This window comes from Pseudomonas sp. T1.Ur (assembly GCF_023516725.1).
In the GTDB taxonomy this organism is placed as follows: domain Bacteria; phylum Pseudomonadota; class Gammaproteobacteria; order Pseudomonadales; family Pseudomonadaceae; genus Aquipseudomonas; species Aquipseudomonas alvandae.
Window position 1 is genome coordinate 3,449,455 of sequence record NZ_JAMGSN010000001.1, and the last position, 15,899, is coordinate 3,465,353.

7 protein-coding genes are annotated in these 15,899 nt (G+C 54.1%); 2 read left to right on the plus strand and 5 right to left on the minus strand.

Going from position 1 to position 15,899, the window contains the following annotated elements:
• Positions 1–39: 39 nt before the first annotated feature.
• The 5 genes from M8Q45_RS15280 to M8Q45_RS15300 form a co-directional block, all read right to left on the minus strand.
• Entirely contained in the window at positions 40–1,044 is a 1,005-nt protein-coding gene (locus M8Q45_RS15280) for a GlxA family transcriptional regulator (RefSeq protein ID WP_249875437.1), read from the minus strand.
• Between the two features lie 154 nt (positions 1,045–1,198).
• Entirely contained in the window at positions 1,199–6,673 is a 5,475-nt protein-coding gene (locus M8Q45_RS15285) for a trifunctional serine/threonine-protein kinase/ATP-binding protein/sensor histidine kinase (protein WP_249877336.1), read from the minus strand.
• Positions 6,674–6,940: 267 nt separating this feature from the next.
• Positions 6,941–12,550: an ATP-binding sensor histidine kinase gene (locus M8Q45_RS15290; protein WP_283939051.1), complete on the minus strand. Its 5,610-nt coding sequence runs from the start codon at positions 12,548–12,550 to the stop codon at positions 6,941–6,943.
• A gap of 131 nt (positions 12,551–12,681) precedes the next feature.
• Positions 12,682–13,218 carry a YbhB/YbcL family Raf kinase inhibitor-like protein gene (locus M8Q45_RS15295; protein ID WP_249875438.1) on the minus strand — a complete coding sequence of 179 codons (537 nt, stop codon included), beginning with the start codon at positions 13,216–13,218 and terminating at the stop codon, positions 12,682–12,684.
• A 352-nt stretch (positions 13,219–13,570) separates the two neighbouring features.
• Positions 13,571–14,314 (minus strand): SDR family NAD(P)-dependent oxidoreductase, encoded by a 744-nt coding sequence (locus tag M8Q45_RS15300; RefSeq protein ID WP_249875439.1) that lies wholly within the window; start codon positions 14,312–14,314, stop codon positions 13,571–13,573.
• A gap of 448 nt (positions 14,315–14,762) precedes the next feature.
• Here M8Q45_RS15300 and M8Q45_RS15305 point away from each other — a divergent pair, with 448 nt between their 5' ends.
• Positions 14,763–15,410: a response regulator transcription factor gene (locus tag M8Q45_RS15305; protein WP_249875440.1), complete on the plus strand. Its 648-nt coding sequence runs from the start codon at positions 14,763–14,765 to the stop codon at positions 15,408–15,410.
• A gap of 105 nt (positions 15,411–15,515) precedes the next feature.
• On the plus strand, positions 15,516–15,890 hold the full coding sequence (locus M8Q45_RS15310; protein ID WP_249875441.1) for a response regulator transcription factor: 375 nt from the start codon (positions 15,516–15,518) through the stop codon (positions 15,888–15,890).
• Positions 15,891–15,899 lie beyond the last annotated feature (9 nt).

A 15,899-nucleotide genomic window follows, 5' to 3' on the forward strand; every position in this document is an offset into this window, starting at 1 on the left:
TCTCGAGTCGCTGTTGTACCTTCAGGGACGCTGCGCGCTCTATCGGGAAAACCGGGTGCGGTAGTCGCGCGGAGAGATGGCAAGATGACGCTGAAAGGTGACCCGCATGCGCTCTTCATCACCGAACCCACAAGCAGACGCTATTTGCGAGATATTGCGGTCAGAATCTTCCAGCAGGCGCCGTGCCGCCTCGAGGCGAAAAGCCTCCAGGGCCTTGGCCGGAGGACGTCCAGTTTTCTGCTTGTAGACGCGGCTGAAATTTCGAGCGCTCATGTTCGCCTGGCGTGCCATTACGTCGACATCCAAGTCTTCGCGAAACAAATTCTCGGTTAGCCAGATATGAAACTCAGCAAACATCTCACCGTCACGCATCTGTGACTGAAGAAGCTCGCTGAACTGAGATTGCCCACCCGGTCGTTTCATGAAAACCACCAGCTCGCGGGCTACCTGCATCGCAACATCACGGCCGCAGTCGGCCTCGACCAAGGCGAGCGCCAAATCGATACCGGCTGTCACACCTGCCGATGTCCAGACAGCGTCTTGCTGAATAAAAATTGCATCTTTGTCGACACTCACTGATGGAAATCGTGATTCAAACATGTCGCACATTGCCCAGTGAGTTGCCGCCCTTTTGCTGTCAAGCAGTCCGGCCTGCGCCAGTAGAAACGCCCCACTGCACACCGACGCCGTGCGACGAGCTTGAGGCGCTATCCAAGCCAGCCAGTCGATCAGATCGGCATTCTTGTCCAGCGCCCGTAGAATCTCTGGCGCACCGGGTACCACAATCGTGTCAATGGGTTCCTCCGCCAGCGAAGACAGTCGCACTGTGGCAACGGACAATCCCTCAGCCGTCTTGGTTAAACGGCCAGAGGTGCTGGCAGTCAGACGGTGATAACCTGCCAGGCCGCGTTCGCTCATGGCCTTGTCTGCCGCCCAGAAGACAGTCTGCGCCCCGGTCAGATCAAGCAGGCCCATTTCCGGGAATGCTATGAACAGTACGGTGCGGGGACGATTGAACGGAGCAGCAAGAGCAGAATCCGTCATGATAAGGCTCTCTTTGAAAAGCTGGATTGTGCGCGGCCCAACACAGCATGGCCTAGTATCCTTTGGTTTAGCGCTCCGATACCGCTGGATAGGCCCCGGCACCATTTCTGGCGGAGCTGCAACCCCGTAAACCGCGGGCGCCCGCCGCGCAGAGTCATGCGTCCTCGGTGTAAGGCACTAAAGAAAACTGGATAGTTGCCCCCCGAGGTTGTTCTGCACGTGCCCAGAGTTGACCCCCATGCGCCTCGATGATTGAGCGACAGATCGACAAGCCCATCCCCAGGCCTGTCGTTTTGGTGGTAAAAAAAGGAGTGAATATTTGCTCAGTGCTCGAAGCCACGAACCCAGGCCCCGAATCCGTCACGCTGACAACCACCTGTCCACTGCCGTCCCATGCTGAATCCACGAGAAGCCGACGTTCACCATCGGCGACAAGATTCATCGCCTCAAGCGCGTTGACGATCAAGTTAAGCAACACTTGCTGAAGCTCAATCCGATCGCCCTTAACAAACGGTAAGTCATCGGCCAGCCGGACCTGCATCAAGGAGCCGTTCTTGTGGGCTTGGCTACGGGTAAGATCCACCATCTCGCGAATGCAGGCATTAACGTCCACGGCGCTCGTTTGAGGGGGAGCCTTGCGTATCAGGCCGCGAATGCGATTGAGCACGGCGGCTGCACGCTCCCCGTCTTTCAGAATACGTTTGAGCGCCAAGCCGACCTCATGAAGATCCGGAGGTTGACGTTCAAGCCACCGTTGAGCCGCTGCCACATTGTTCAGCGTTCCGGCGATCGGTTGACTGACTTCGTGAGCAATCGAGGCGACGAGCTCACCCATCGTCGCCACGCGGTTGGCGTGAGCAAGCTCTGTCTGTACCTCGCGGTATCGGCGCTCACTTTCGTGAACCCTTGACTCCGCCCTCCTTCGCTCAGTCAGATCGAGCACAAAAGCCACCCCCTCCTCGCTCTTCGCGCCGAACATTGCCAAACCCACGATTACCGGGACGCGGCTTCCATCTTTCCTGACGTACTCTTTTTCATAGGGAGCCGCGCGTCCGTGTGCTAGCGCTTCAACCAATGCCCGTTCAGCGGCCTCGCGAAAATCAGGTGCCGTAAGATCCCTCCAGCGGACCCGACCCAAGGAGAGTTCCTCTCGCTCATATCCAACCATCCGCAGGAACGCTTCATTGGCCTCGATGATTGTGCCGTTGATATTCCAGAACACTATTCCGATGATGTTGGCATCCACAAGGCGTCGAATCTTTGCTTCGCGCTCGGCGACGTCTCTGTATAAACGCGCATTTTCCAACGAGACCGCAGCTTGCGATGCGACCAGTTTGAGTACCGCTATTCGTGTGGAGTCGAAGACCCGTGCGGCCAGGTTATTTTCCAGGTAAAGCACTCCAGTGAAATGGGTCTGGACCATCAGGGGTAGACACAGAATTGATCGGGCCCGAGCTTTGCGAACGTAGGGGTCAGAGGCGAAGGACGGATCAGCCTCCGCGTCGGGGATGGAGACGGCTTCTCGGGTTCGCAAAACTTGATTAAGCACCGATTCGGGTAAAAGCTCTGCGCCCGCCGGTGCATCACCAAGTTGGGTGATCTCGCCTTCTACGGTGGTTTGCGCCACCACGCGATGTTCGCCGCCTCGCGAAAGAATCAGTAGGCCGCGCTCAGCACCGGCCTGTTCGAGGGCGGTGCGCATGACCGTGTCGATCAGCTTCTCCAGAACCAGGTCACCCGATGCGGCTTGAGACACCTTGAGTACGGTGGCAAGGTCGAGATGCTCAACCTGAGTGGTTGTAGTGGCCGTGGGAACAAACGCAGCGGCTTCCGCTCTCAAAAGCGGGAAACACTTCTCAAGCTGCCGAACCTTACCCTCGGCTCCCCAAGCTTGATATCGATGGTGGGCCTCCATAAGCAATAGCCGGGATATTTTCTGAAGACCTCGATTGGCGTAAAAACGTGAAGCAAGTTCGTTGCTCAGCGCTTCCAGATTGATCAATCCAGCGTCTTGGGCAGCCTCGATGGCCCGTTCATAGAGCAGCTCCGCTTCAGCAAGACGCCCCTCTAACCGGGCGATCTCGGCCCCGATCAAGGCCGTGTGGCTGGCGAAGTTTTGTGCGCACAAATCCGCCCAAATCAAAAGCTCCTGGTAATGCCCTCCCAACTTATCCAGGTAGCATCGCTTTTCATTGCTGGAAGCCGTCTCGTAAAGCGCTGCTATCGTCAGCGCGGCGTAGAGGTGATATTCAGCCTCCTCGAGGAAAGAATGAGAGGCCCACAAAAACGGCTGGGCCTTCAAGGCGGCATCCAAGGCCGCTACGTGGTCACCGGCGAGATAGCGTGCCTGCAGCTTCCGTATCCAGTACCAGCAAACGAGTAGCTTGGAGTTTCCGGCCAGAGTCCGCTCGGTTTGGTCTTCGGAAAACTGCCCCCCATCAAGACAACCAAACACAGGCGTCAAACCACGAAGCATGCGGATTAATGCAATCTGATTTTCCAGAAAACCGATGACTAGGCCAAAGCGCACCTTTTGTGCGTATGCCAGACCGCGTTCAGCTGCATGCAGGGTTTCAGTGAGCGGATCACCATTAAAAAGCATATTGGAGATAAGGCTATTGCAGGCGAAGGCACCAAACGCAAAGTCACCACTACGATTTGCAGCGTCGAATGCAACTCGTAGTTGGTCAGCGCAGGTCCGCACCGGTTGCGCCCAACGTGATACGAAAAGGGAAAAACTCAAAAGCGTGCGCGCTTGATAACGCTCCAGTCGGCGCCGCTGGACCAGATCACATCCTAGCTGGCCGAACTCCAGCCCAGCCCTGTAGTTTCCAAACAAGCGCCCCGCGACTCTTGGGAAATTTGCATATCCCAGGCAGGAGGCATCGGAATTTCCATGTTCCAGGCTTAGCGTTATTACCTTGAAGATCGTCAGGCAGGCGAGGTTCCCATCAAAGTTGAGAGCAGTTGAGAATAGCGTGGTCAAGGCCTGAACGGTCGAAAGAGCAGCCGTATTCTCCATGGGGCGCAAATCGATGAGCTCGCTGATCCTCCGGTCTCCAAGCATTGACCAAATGCTCTGGTATTCATCATGGACCTGTTCATCGCTGGGACGAGATGACCAAACAATCCCCACATGTTGCAGGAAACCCAGGCACACGGTGACCGCCTGTTCGCTTTTATTGAGGATCAGATAAACCTCTATCTGCAGGCAGGTAACCGAAGCGCGCTGAGCCACCGTCGCCGCTCGGTGCGATAACGTCAACAGTCGTTCTTCGGCAGCGATCGTTTGACCAGTCAAGAGTTCGCATTCGGCTCGAGATAACTCCAAAGCAAATTTCAGCTCCTCCCGATTTGTCCATCCATTCTCGTCGAGGAGCTGAGCACCGACGGTGAAATAGGAAAGAGCCGAGTTAAAGGCTGTCGACGCCTTCGCGCGCCGACCGGCAATCAAGTTCAACTCGGCCAATTGCTCGCGCTCATCTTGATCGCTAATTAGCGTAACGCCGCGGTTGAGCTGGCCGACAATCTCGAAGATAGCCGCCTCGAGGGATTGCGGTTCAGTCTGCGCAGCGAGCAGCCGGCCAATCCTCAGATGCGCTTCAGCTCGCCCAACTGGGGGTGTAAGCGAATAAGCTGCTTCATGAATTCGGTCGTGGGTAAATGCGTAAGCGTCACCAACGCGGACGACCAACTCCTGACGAATCGACGCCCAAAACACTGCATGGACCTGTGCGGGCAGAAGGTCCAAGACTGTCGTCAGTGTAGTGATGTCGGCAACGTTGCCCAAACAAGCCATTTGCTGCAACGCCTGCTGAGTTTCAACAGGCAGTCGTGAAAGTTTGCCAACCATCAGGTCCACGACGTTATCCGTGTAACCCTTGGCGTGAATTCGACGTGCGTCCCATCGCCATCGCAGCGTGTCATGATCAAAGGTCAGCAGTTCCTCATCCGCAAGGGTCTGGAGAAACTGAATCACAAAAAAAGGGTTGCCAGCGGTCCTTTCCTGCACCAGTTGAGCCAGAGGTTCAATCCGCTCTGATTCGCAATGCAGTGCTTCGGCAAGCAATTGGGCGACCTGAGCCCGGACAAGAGGTGAAATAATGATCTCTTCAACCCTGACGCCAGCGCTGCGGATGGACTGAAGTGTGCCGCTCAAAGGATGGGCCTCATCCACCTCATTGTTGCGGTAGGCTCCGATAATCATCAGATGCCGTAATTCGGGCCCCGTCAGGAGATGTTCAAGCAAGTCGAGGGTGGCTGCGTCAAGCCATTGCAGATCATCGAGAAACAACGCAAGCGGGTGCTCCGCTTGAGCAAATATACCGATGAAGCGTTGAAACACCGCCATGAAGCGTCGCTGCGCCTGCTGCGCTTCAAGTTCCGGCACGGGAGCCGGCTCGCCAATAATAAGCTTCAGCTCCGGAATGAGCTCCGTGATGAGCGCCGCATTAGGATTGAGTGCCGCAACGATCACCTTGCGCCAATCAGCGAGTTCGCAATCGCTTTTACCCAAGAGCGTCCGCACCAGCGCTTGGAAAGCCTGTATCAAGGTCGAATAGGGAACATCGCGTTTGTATTGGTCGAATTTTCCCGAAGCGAACAGTCCCCGAGAGGGCACAAGCACCTTATGCAGCTCGTTGACGACCGAGGATTTACCAATACCTGAGTATCCGGTGACTAATACGAGTTCGGGCGGACCGCCGTCGACGATTCGATCAAAAGTCGCCACCAGCGTTTCAACTTCAGATTCACGCCCGTAGAGTTTTTCGGGAATCAGCAAGCGATCAAGGGAGCCGTGTCTGTCCAGCTTGAAACACCCGATGCGATGCTGCTGCCGCCAGTCTGACAAACAACGGCGCAGATCAAATTCAACACCCGCTGCACTTTGATATCGATCCTCTGCGGTCTTCGCAAGTAGCTTCATGACGATTCGCGAGATCGCTTCTGGAATGGTGCTCAGTTGTTGACTCGGTGCTGCAGGATTCTTGGCGATATGACAATGCACCCACTCCATGGGATTGGCAGCTGTAAAAGGCAGCGAACCCGTGACCATCTCGTACAGGATAATGCCCAGGGCATATAGATCGCTGCGTGAGTCGATTGAGCGGTTCATCCTGCCAGTTTGCTCAGGCGCCATGTAGGCGAAGGTACCCGCGATAGTTTCAGGAGGCTCAAGTGCTTGCCGCTCGCGTGGCAACCGTGATGTCAGGCCAAAGCCCGTGAGCCGCGCCTCTCCATCATTGCAGTTGACCAGGATGTGCGAAGGCTTGAGATCCTTGTGCACAAGACCGCGCCGATGCAACATGCCCAGGACCACCGCCATGCTCACAGACAGACGCAAAAACTGATGAGTTTCCATGGGCCCGGTCAGTAATTTTGCAAGGGGTTCTCCACCCGCATCATCGAGCACCATATGCGTGCGGCTACCGTCACGCACGAAATCCAGCGGTACCGCAGCCCAAGAGCTATCCAGCTCCTCCTTCAACGTAAACTCGTGACTGAAGCGTTGTAGACTCACCGATAGTGGCTGGTCTGAAGCAGCCTGGACCACCAGGCTGGCGGGACCGTCGTTCGCCGGTGCCGTCCGATATAAAACGCGCTCACCGTCGTTCCACAATAGTTGCAGGTTGTTCATCACGTCGCAGACTCATTCGTAGTTAAAATTCACTGCCTGTAACGATCAGACTGGCAGACTCAGTGCGCACTAATGATGTAACCGGCCAGTTGGGGACGCTGGTCAGGTCGGACATATGCCATTCGCATACCGGCATATCTGCCGTGCGGTGAAGGGTCAGCCTGCGATTCGGCCGAGGATCCTCGCCTCACGCGGATTGCTTACTTGAATCAGGAATGTCTTGCACGGCAGCGTTGGCAAAACGATATGAGCCGCCCGTCACCGCTCTCCAGTCAACGGGGCTTCAGGCAAGCCGTGGCGGGATCTGGGCGTTGCGTATTGGCTTGCATCGATCTGATGCATCAAAGGAACATTGAACTGAACGACAGCGCCGCGCGGATTGTTGGGACAGGCAAGCATTCGTCCTCCGTGCGCCTCGATGATCGTGCGGCATAACGAAAGCCCCATACCCAAGCCGTTGGCTTTAGTGCTGTAAAACGGATTGAAGATCTGCCCGGAGGATTCAGGATCGAATCCCGGGCCCGAATCGGCAACGGCAACGACCACATCTCCAGCGTCGTCCAGCGCTGTGCTTATCATCAACTCGCGCACGCCGTCCCGAACATCGCTCATCGCCTCGAAAGCGTTGACTATGAGGTTGAGAAGCACCTGTTGCAGTTCGATCCTGTCTCCATGGACTAATGGCAAACCTTCCAGCAATTGAGTTTGGACAGCGACGCCACAGGCGGCAGCCTGATTGCCGGTCAGTTCGACCATTTCCTGGATTGCAATATTTATGCTTACAGATTCTCTCTGTGGCGGTGCCTTGCGAATGAGTCCGCGAATACGCCCTAGAACATCCGCCGCACGTTTCCCGTCTCTGGTGATACCAACAAGCGACTGCCTGACCTCTCCCAGATCGGCGGGTCGGGCATCCAACCAACGCAATGCCGCATGAGCGTTGTTCAGAGCTGCAGCAATTGGCTGGCTAACTTCATGGGCCACTGACGCTGCGAGCTGTCCCATTGTCGCCACGCGATTGGCATGGGCCAATTCGGTGTGTACTTGTCGGTAGCGCCGCTCGCTCTCGCTGACTTTTCGCTCCGCCTGTTTGCGTTCAGTGAGGTCGAGCACAAACGCAACGCCTTGCTTGAGGTTTGACTCGAACATGGCCAACCCCACAATGACGGGCAGACGGCTTCCGTCCTTTCTAAAATATTCCTTTTCAAAGGGCCGCGCTCGACCGTGGGTGACCGCCTCCAACATGGATTGCTCGCTGATATCCTGAAACTCTGGCGGCGTCAGGTCCCTCCAGCGCAGGCGCCGCGAGACAACGTCCTCCATCTCATATCCCAGCATCTGGAGAAAGGCGTCGTTGGCGTCCACAACATCGCCATCAGTGGTCCAGACGACAATGCCGATGATGTTAGCGTCCACCAAGCGACGAATCTTGGCTTCACGATCTGCGATCTCGCGATACAGCCGCGCATTCTCAAGGGAAATAGCGGCTTGCGAAGCGAGTAATTTGAGCGTGGTGATGCGAGTGGAAATAAAGACCTGAACAGCCAGGTTATTTTCAAGATATAGCGCCCCCGTAAGCTTGGCTTGATTCATCAAAGGAAGGCAAAGGACGGAACGGGCGCGATGATGTTGGATATAAGGGTCAGCCGCAAAAACGATGTGTGTCGCTGCATTGTCGAGGACAACACTTTCGCCAGAGCGAAGTACATGATTAACGACGGATTCCGGCGCAAATGTTGCGTTCAAGCCTGTACTTTTCAGGCACAGTTGGGTCGCTCCCATTTCCGTGGTTGCTTCTGCGACTATTCGAGGTTCGCCATGATCTAACAAGATCAGCAAACCACGCTCGGCTCCCGCCTGTTCGATCGCTGTCCGCATGACCATATCCACCAGCTTTTCCAGAACGATACTGCTGGATACGGCCTGTGAGACTTTCAATACAGTTGCGAGGTCGAGGTTTTCAACCGGGGCGACGATCGTGGATGTGGAGCTTGATGGAGGCTGCTCGGTCCTCAGAAATGAGAACGCCTCGTCAAGTTGCCTTACCTTCCCATCAGCCCCCCAGCGCAGATAACCGAATCGAGCGTCTTGCATGTAAACGCGCGCGACTTTCAAAAGACCGCGACCGGCGTAGAAATTCGATGCCAGCTCATTCGCCAGCGCCTCGATGTGAACAAATCCGCTTCGGCGAGCCGCGTCAATCGCATGTTCATATTGAGCTTCGGCGTCGAGCGGGCGGCCTTCGATACGGGCGATCTCCGCTTTCACGAGCTTTAGATGAGACTCGAAATTTTCAGGACAAAGCTCGGACCAAATCTGCAATTGCGCGTGAAAAGGAGCCAACATTTTCAGGTGCTGCTTTCGGCTCTGTGTTGACACCTTGCCGCAAAGGCCAACGATAGCCAGCGCTCCGTAAAAATAATATTCAACCTCCTCCAGGAAGGAGTGTGAAATTGCAATCAGCCGTTTAGCCTTCAACGCGGCGTGCACAGCGGCTTCGAACTCTCCCGCGAAAAAACAGGCTTGCAGTTTTCGAATCCAATACCAGCCGGCAAGCACTGGGGAGGCCTGTTCAAGACGATTTTCAGTGTGAACCTCGCTAAACACCTCGTCATCCAGGCACCCAAACACGGGCGTCAAGCCGCGAAACATTCGTATGAGCGCAAGCTGGTTCTCGAGGAAGTCGACGACAAGACCAAAACGCACTTTTTTGGCGTATTTGAGACTTACTTCGGCCGCGCTGTGCAGTTCGCGAAGCGGTTCGCCGGCAAACAAGTGATTTGAAATCAAAATGTTGGATGAGAACGCGCCAAAGGGTAAGTCACCGACTCGGTTGGCAGCATCAAACGCCCGGTTTAAAAGCTCAGTGCAATCGCGCACAGGTCTTGCCCATCGTGCAACAAAAAGCGCAAACGCCAGGTACGTGCGCGCTTCATAGCGTGTCAAACCGTGTCGCTCCACGAGATCGCACCCAAGCTGCCCGAACTGGAAGCCCACCTCGTAATCGCCAAAGCGCCGTCCGGCGATCCTGGGAATATTCGCGTAGGCCACGCAAGACGCGTCACTGTTACCGTAAACCAGACTGATATTGACCGCTTTGCAGACTGTCAGGCACGCCAGGTTCTGGTCGGTATGCAACGCTGGGGAAAACAGGGTAATCAGCGCCCTCATGGTTGCGAGAGCGACCTCGTCTTCCATTGACGCCGAGTCGATCAGCTCGGGAATTCTGCGTTCGCCAAGTAACTCCTTGATCTTGTCGTACTCGGTCTGAACCGCTTTATCGTCCGGATGCGCTGACCATTCGATGCCGACATATCGAAGATAATTGAGACACACATCCACCGCTCGGTCATTTCTATCGAGAAGCAAGCAAACATCAATGTGCAGACACGCAATTTCTGCTCGCTCGACCGTATCCTCCGTTTGGCTTGATAAAAGCGCGAGCCGTTGGTCAGCCGCGTCTACCTGCCCCGTCAAAAACTCGCACTCGGCACAGTTGAATTCCAAGGCATATTTAAGTGCAGGCTGGATTTGCCAGCCGTCAGCGACCCACCTGTTACCTGTCGCAAAATAAGTAAGCGCAGAACCATAAGCGGCAGATGCCTTGGCCCGTAGGCCAGCAGCTAGATTAAAACGAGCCAATTGCTCCAACTCGTCCCCAGCTGTGATGAGTTCGGCACCGCGATTGAGGTGGCCCACGATTTCAAAGATTATTTCTTCATATCTATCGGGCGAAGCTTGTTGTGAAAACAGGCGACCGATTCGTAGATGAAGCGCTGCACGGGAAGGCTCGGACATCTGCAAATAAGCAGCTTCGTGGACCCTATCGTGAACGAATACATAATGGTCGCCCAAGCGTTCAACCATTTCATGACGGACCGCGTCCCCGCATACAGCGTGGACGCGAGCGTGCGACACGCCCAACACGGCCGAGAGTGTTGCGACAGACGCACTCTTACCGAGACATGCGAGCTGCTGCATTGCCTCCTGAGCCTCTTCAGGTAGGCGCACCAGTCTATCGATCATCAGGTCTACGACGTTGTCGGTGTAGCCTTTTGCATGAATACGATGAGTGTCCCAGCGCCACTTCAGCGAATCGTGATCGAAGCTCAGCAGCTGTTCACTGCAAAGCACATGCAAAAACTGGATAGCAAAGAAAGGGTTACCAGCGGTTTTGTCATGCACCAGCCTGGCCAACGAGGCGACATTCGCTGGCTCGCAATGCAATGCATCAGCAATAAGCAGTTCAACGTGCTCTTGATCAAGGGGGGCCAAGACGATTTCCTCAACCCTGGCCCCCGAACCTTTGATGACTTCAAGTTTTCGCGCAAGTGGATGTGAGTCATCCACCTCGTTGTCACGGTAAGCGCCAATCAATAGTAAATGACCTACCTGCGTACTGCTCAAGAGGCTTTGAATGAGATCGAGCGTTGCAGCATCCAGCCACTGCAAATCGTCAAGGAACAGCACCAGCGGATGCTCGGCTTTTGCAAATACGCTTATAAAACGGCGTAGAAGCCGCAAAAAACGGCGTTGAGCCTGCTGAGGCTCGAATGGCGGGACCGAGGGTGGTTCACCAATGATGTGCTTGAGTTCGGGAATTAAATCAGTTATCAGCTGAGCGTCAGTACCCAGGGCTTCCAGCAATGCCTCATGCCATTTCAACAGCTCTTTATTGCTCCTGCCGAGTAATGTGCGCACTACGCCTTGAAACGCCTGGACCAGGGTCGAGTAGGGTATATCGCGTTTGTATTGGTCGAATTTACCTTCGGCAAACAGTCCGCGCCTTGGCACTAATATCCTGTGTAATTCATTAACCACTGAAGACTTACCGATACCGGAATACCCGGACACGAGTACGAGTTCCGGCCGACCCTGCCGATGGCAACGCTCGAAGGAGTCAGCCAAAATCCCGACTTCTCGCTCTCGCCCGTAGAGTTTTTCTGAAAACACCAGCCTGTCGAGAACACTGTGATCGTCAAGCGCAAAGACGCTTATGTTTTTTCGGCTCTGCCACGCGCGCAGACAGCGTTGCAAATCATGCTTGAGGCCTTCAGCCGTCTGGAAACGGTCCTCGGCATTTTTTGCGAGTAACTTCATTACAATCCGACAGAGCATGTTCGGAATGGTGGTTAATCGCTCGCTGGGTGGCAAAGGTTTTTTGGCAAGATGGCAATGGATCCATTCAAATGGATCTGATGCCGTAAAGGGCAAGGAGCCGGTAAGCATTTGATAAAACGTCACACCCAGCGAATAAAGGTCACTTCGCGAATCAATGGATCGATTCATTCGACCCGTTTGCTCAGGCGCCATATAAGCCAACGTGCCGGCGATGGTGTCTGGAGGCTCGGGCTGTTGACGATGACGCGGCACCTGCGAGGCGAGACCGAACCCGGTGAAGCGCGCACGCCCATCTTCACCATTCACGAAGATATGCGTGGGTTTAATATCCTTATGGACAAGGCCGTGTTGGTGAAGCTGGTGCAGCGCCTCCGCAATGTCCACAGCCATACGCAAAAAAAAACCTGGCTCCATTGGACCAACGAGCAGTCGTGCCAGGGGATCACCACCTGGATCATCGAGCACTAATTGAACCTGGCCGGACTCAGACCTCAGCTCGCGTGGTCTCACTGCCCATTCATCGAGCAGTTGGTGCTTCAATTCATACTCATGAGCAAGACGATCAAGCGTACCTTTGGATGGCTGATTAACCGCGGGCGACACGATTAATATGGCAACGGCGCTACCGTATCGAGTGCACTGTTCTCGGTAAACTATGCGCTCCCCGTCTTCCAAAAGTATCTGCGGACTTTTTTTCACCGACGTCAGGCCCCTATGTTTTACCCACTGCTGGCTCCTTTCATGCATATAGCTCCTGTGAGGCAGGTTAATCGACCGCCCGCACAGAGTAGCTCTGCGATGAACGATCAAGCCATGACAGAAACCCCGGCTTTTACGCCAGGCCAAGCATTATGTACGACACCTGCGTGCTGCTAAGACTATCGCCCGTAGGTAGAGGTGATAGTCGCTTTGGCAAGCACATTTGCATTAAGCATATAGCCTACAAGTGCCCCACTGGCTTGGGCGTCCAGCGATAGCTTTTCTACCTTTAATGCCCAGACGGTGAATTGATAATGATGCGGTTTGTCCCCAGGTGGCGGACAAACACCGCCATACTTTGATTGGCCGTAGTCAGTCCGCCCTTGGATCGCACCCGCCGGCAGGTGGGCTACGCCACTGGGTAAACTTTTAATAGAAAGGGGTATATTGACCACTGTCCAATGCCACCAGCCACTTCCCGTTGGGGCATCCGGATCGTAGACGGTGACAGCGAAGCTTTTTGTACCTGCCGGCGCGTTGCTCCATGACAACTCAGGCGAAATGTTCTTTCCCTTACAGCCAAAACCATTGAAGACTTCACGCTCGGTAAGCGACCGGCCATCAACAATATTCCGACTTGCCAAGGAAAAATCATCAGCGTTACTGGCAAGTGAAATACTCAAGCACAGGGCCAATGGAATCAGTTTGTTTTTCATCACGACCTCATGGGTGGCTTAACACCCACTACGCTAGACCGGACGCCATCAAGCGGCAATTATGCTGTAGGACATCTTTTAAATCTCTCCGCATGAACCTTTAGTGCTTATGTAGCGTCTAGCCTCTCCAAAGGTATGACCCCAACATACCAAGGTGTATAACACCGTTGGTACAGCTTGAGAGATCGCGCCTCTCAGCCTGTTCCTTCAGATGAAGAAACATGTTGAATCATGACGACAGCCCCCTCCCTAAAAACCGACACATTCCGAATAATCAAGCTTGGGCTGTCGCCGAAAGTACCCTGTAAATGAAATCCGCGCATTCTGCACGGCAGTAAAACCACGCCCTCCTCTAGCGCAATGTATATCCGCCGTCAACAACGATTTCCTGCCCGCAGATACTTCGTGCACTTCGTGAGAGCAGGAACATAATCACCTCGGCTACTGCCTTGGGCTCGAGGAACGTTCCGTCAAGCAAGCGACCGTTGACGGAGTTTGCCACCGCTGCAAGTTCCGAATCTTCCATTCCCAGGGTTTTCCAGATTGGCGTTGCAGTCGGTCCGGGTGAGACAACGTTCACCCTGATATTCGAGGCTGCAAGCTCCACCGCCAAGGTGCGCGCGTGGCTGATCAACGCCGTTTTCGACGCGATGTAACCGGCAAGCCCCGGGAAAGCCAAGCGTGACAAGAAAGTGCCGATAAATACAACCGACGCGGGCGTCGCCAACTGGCCACGGAGTGCAGCCAATGTATTTAATGCACCGGCGCCGTTGACTGCCCATAGTTGATCGAAAGCGGCAGTGTCCGCTCCTGATGCAAGCATTGCCACGCCGGCATTTGGCACTACATAGTCCACCGGTGCCAGTCCTTTCGCGTAAGCACTTAAGCGCTCCAGATCGGACGCTTGCGTGACATCGCCCGGTAACCAATGCAATCGGTCCGCATACAAGTCCCGCAACTTTTCCAGTTCTCCGGGATGACGCGCCATCGCGATTACAGACGACCCGGCAGCCAACAGGCTTTCCGTCAGTGCCAGACCAATTCCAGAACTCGCACCCGTGACTACCGACAGTCGGTTATAGAACTCGCTATACATATCATTTCCTTTTTTACGGTTGGCCAAATACTCCGAAGATGGAGCGCTACAAAAATCATGCCACGCAACAAAAGCATGTGAAATGGACTTGTTTTAGTCGCAGCGGTCATTTTGACTAGACTTAGCGAATAGTCGATATGACAACATGAAGTCATATTGACTAGCGCAGTTCATGTGACTTGCTTCACCCAATTCGCCCTTTTACGCTGAGCCGCCCTCGAAACCAGATTCAAAGCAACGCTTATACCTTGGCAGAAATTCTGGTTTTTTTGTCATATCCACTGTGCATCGTTGCTTCTAACATTACGCTGGGGACCTTGTACCCAGCGCTATCCTTCTTCATTGACGGCATAGGCCTTCATTGTGATTTAGCGTTCGTACAAGACGTAGCTATCACTCCATCAGGAGTTAACGCCAATTGCAGGACGAGACCAATGGACACTTTTCGATGACCAGTCATTTGACCAGCACCGTGGTGAATGAAACCTCCTGCGTTTATATCGTTGATGACGATCAGCTTCTAAGGGAATCTTTGAGTAGCTTGTTGCGCTCTGTTGGCTGTCGCGTTGAAATATTTGCATCGGTCACTGAATTTCTGAACTTCAAAAGGCCCGAGCTTAACAGCTGTCTTGTGCTTGACGTCAGGCTGCAAGGTATCAGCGGTCTGGATTTTCAGAATCAACTTGTCAAGTCCGAAGAAACGCTCCCTATCGTGTTCATGACGGGACATGGCGATATTGCGATGTCGGTCAAAGCTATGAAGGCCGGCGCGGTGGACTTTTTGGCCAAACCATTTCGCGAACAAGATTTGCTGGATGCCGTCGGTTTGGCGCTTCGCAAGGATGCGGAACAACGCGAGGCAAACAAGAGCATGGCGGAGCTGAATACTCGCTATCGAACATTGAGTGGCCGCGAACAGGAAATCATGACCATGGCTGCGTCTGGCTTGATGAACAAGCAAATTGCCAGTGAAGTGTGCTTGAGTGAGATCACCGTCAAAATTCATCGTGCCAATGTCATGAAGAAAATGCGCGCCAAAACGTTCGCTGAATTGGTCCGCATGGCGGAAACCCTGAAATTGAGCCACAAGAAATAAAATTTATATACACAGGTATTAATCAAGGATAAGCAAACAGGGGGTATGGTGTGAAAAGGAAGAGTCAGCGGACTTGACCATTACCATCATTGGAAGGCGCACACATTGGTAACCCGCCAAACAATAGCCATTATCGATGACGATGACAACGTTCGCTCATCGCTCGACAGCCTGCTGCGTTCATATGGCTATTCTGTGCATCTGTATGAAAACGCCGAAACCTTCCTGACTTCAGGCATGGTCGTTTCGATGGATTGCATAGTGTCTGATATCCAGATGCCCGGCATGAACGGATTACAGATGTACCAGCGCCTTCTGGATCAAGGATATTTGACGCCAGTAATTTTCATCACCGCATCCACAGAGGATAGTCCACGGTTCGCCGCCCGCAAGCTCGGAGCTTGCTGTTATCTGGCCAAGCCGTTCGAAGGACAACACCTCATCAACTGTCTAGCCACAGCGCTCAATTCTCTCAATTAAACGCATTCG

Coding starts and splice junctions, on each gene's coding strand:
- M8Q45_RS15280 (WP_249875437.1), bottom strand. CDS start 1,044: ATGACGGATTCTGCTCTTGCTGCTCCGTTCAATCGTCCCCGCACCGTA.
- M8Q45_RS15290 (WP_283939051.1), bottom strand. CDS start 12,550: ATGCATGAAAGGAGCCAGCAGTGGGTAAAACATAGGGGCCTGACGTCG.
- M8Q45_RS15295 (WP_249875438.1), bottom strand. CDS start 13,218: ATGAAAAACAAACTGATTCCATTGGCCCTGTGCTTGAGTATTTCACTT.
- M8Q45_RS15300 (WP_249875439.1), bottom strand. CDS start 14,314: ATGTATAGCGAGTTCTATAACCGACTGTCGGTAGTCACGGGTGCGAGT.
- M8Q45_RS15305 (WP_249875440.1), top strand. CDS start 14,763: ATGACCAGTCATTTGACCAGCACCGTGGTGAATGAAACCTCCTGCGTT.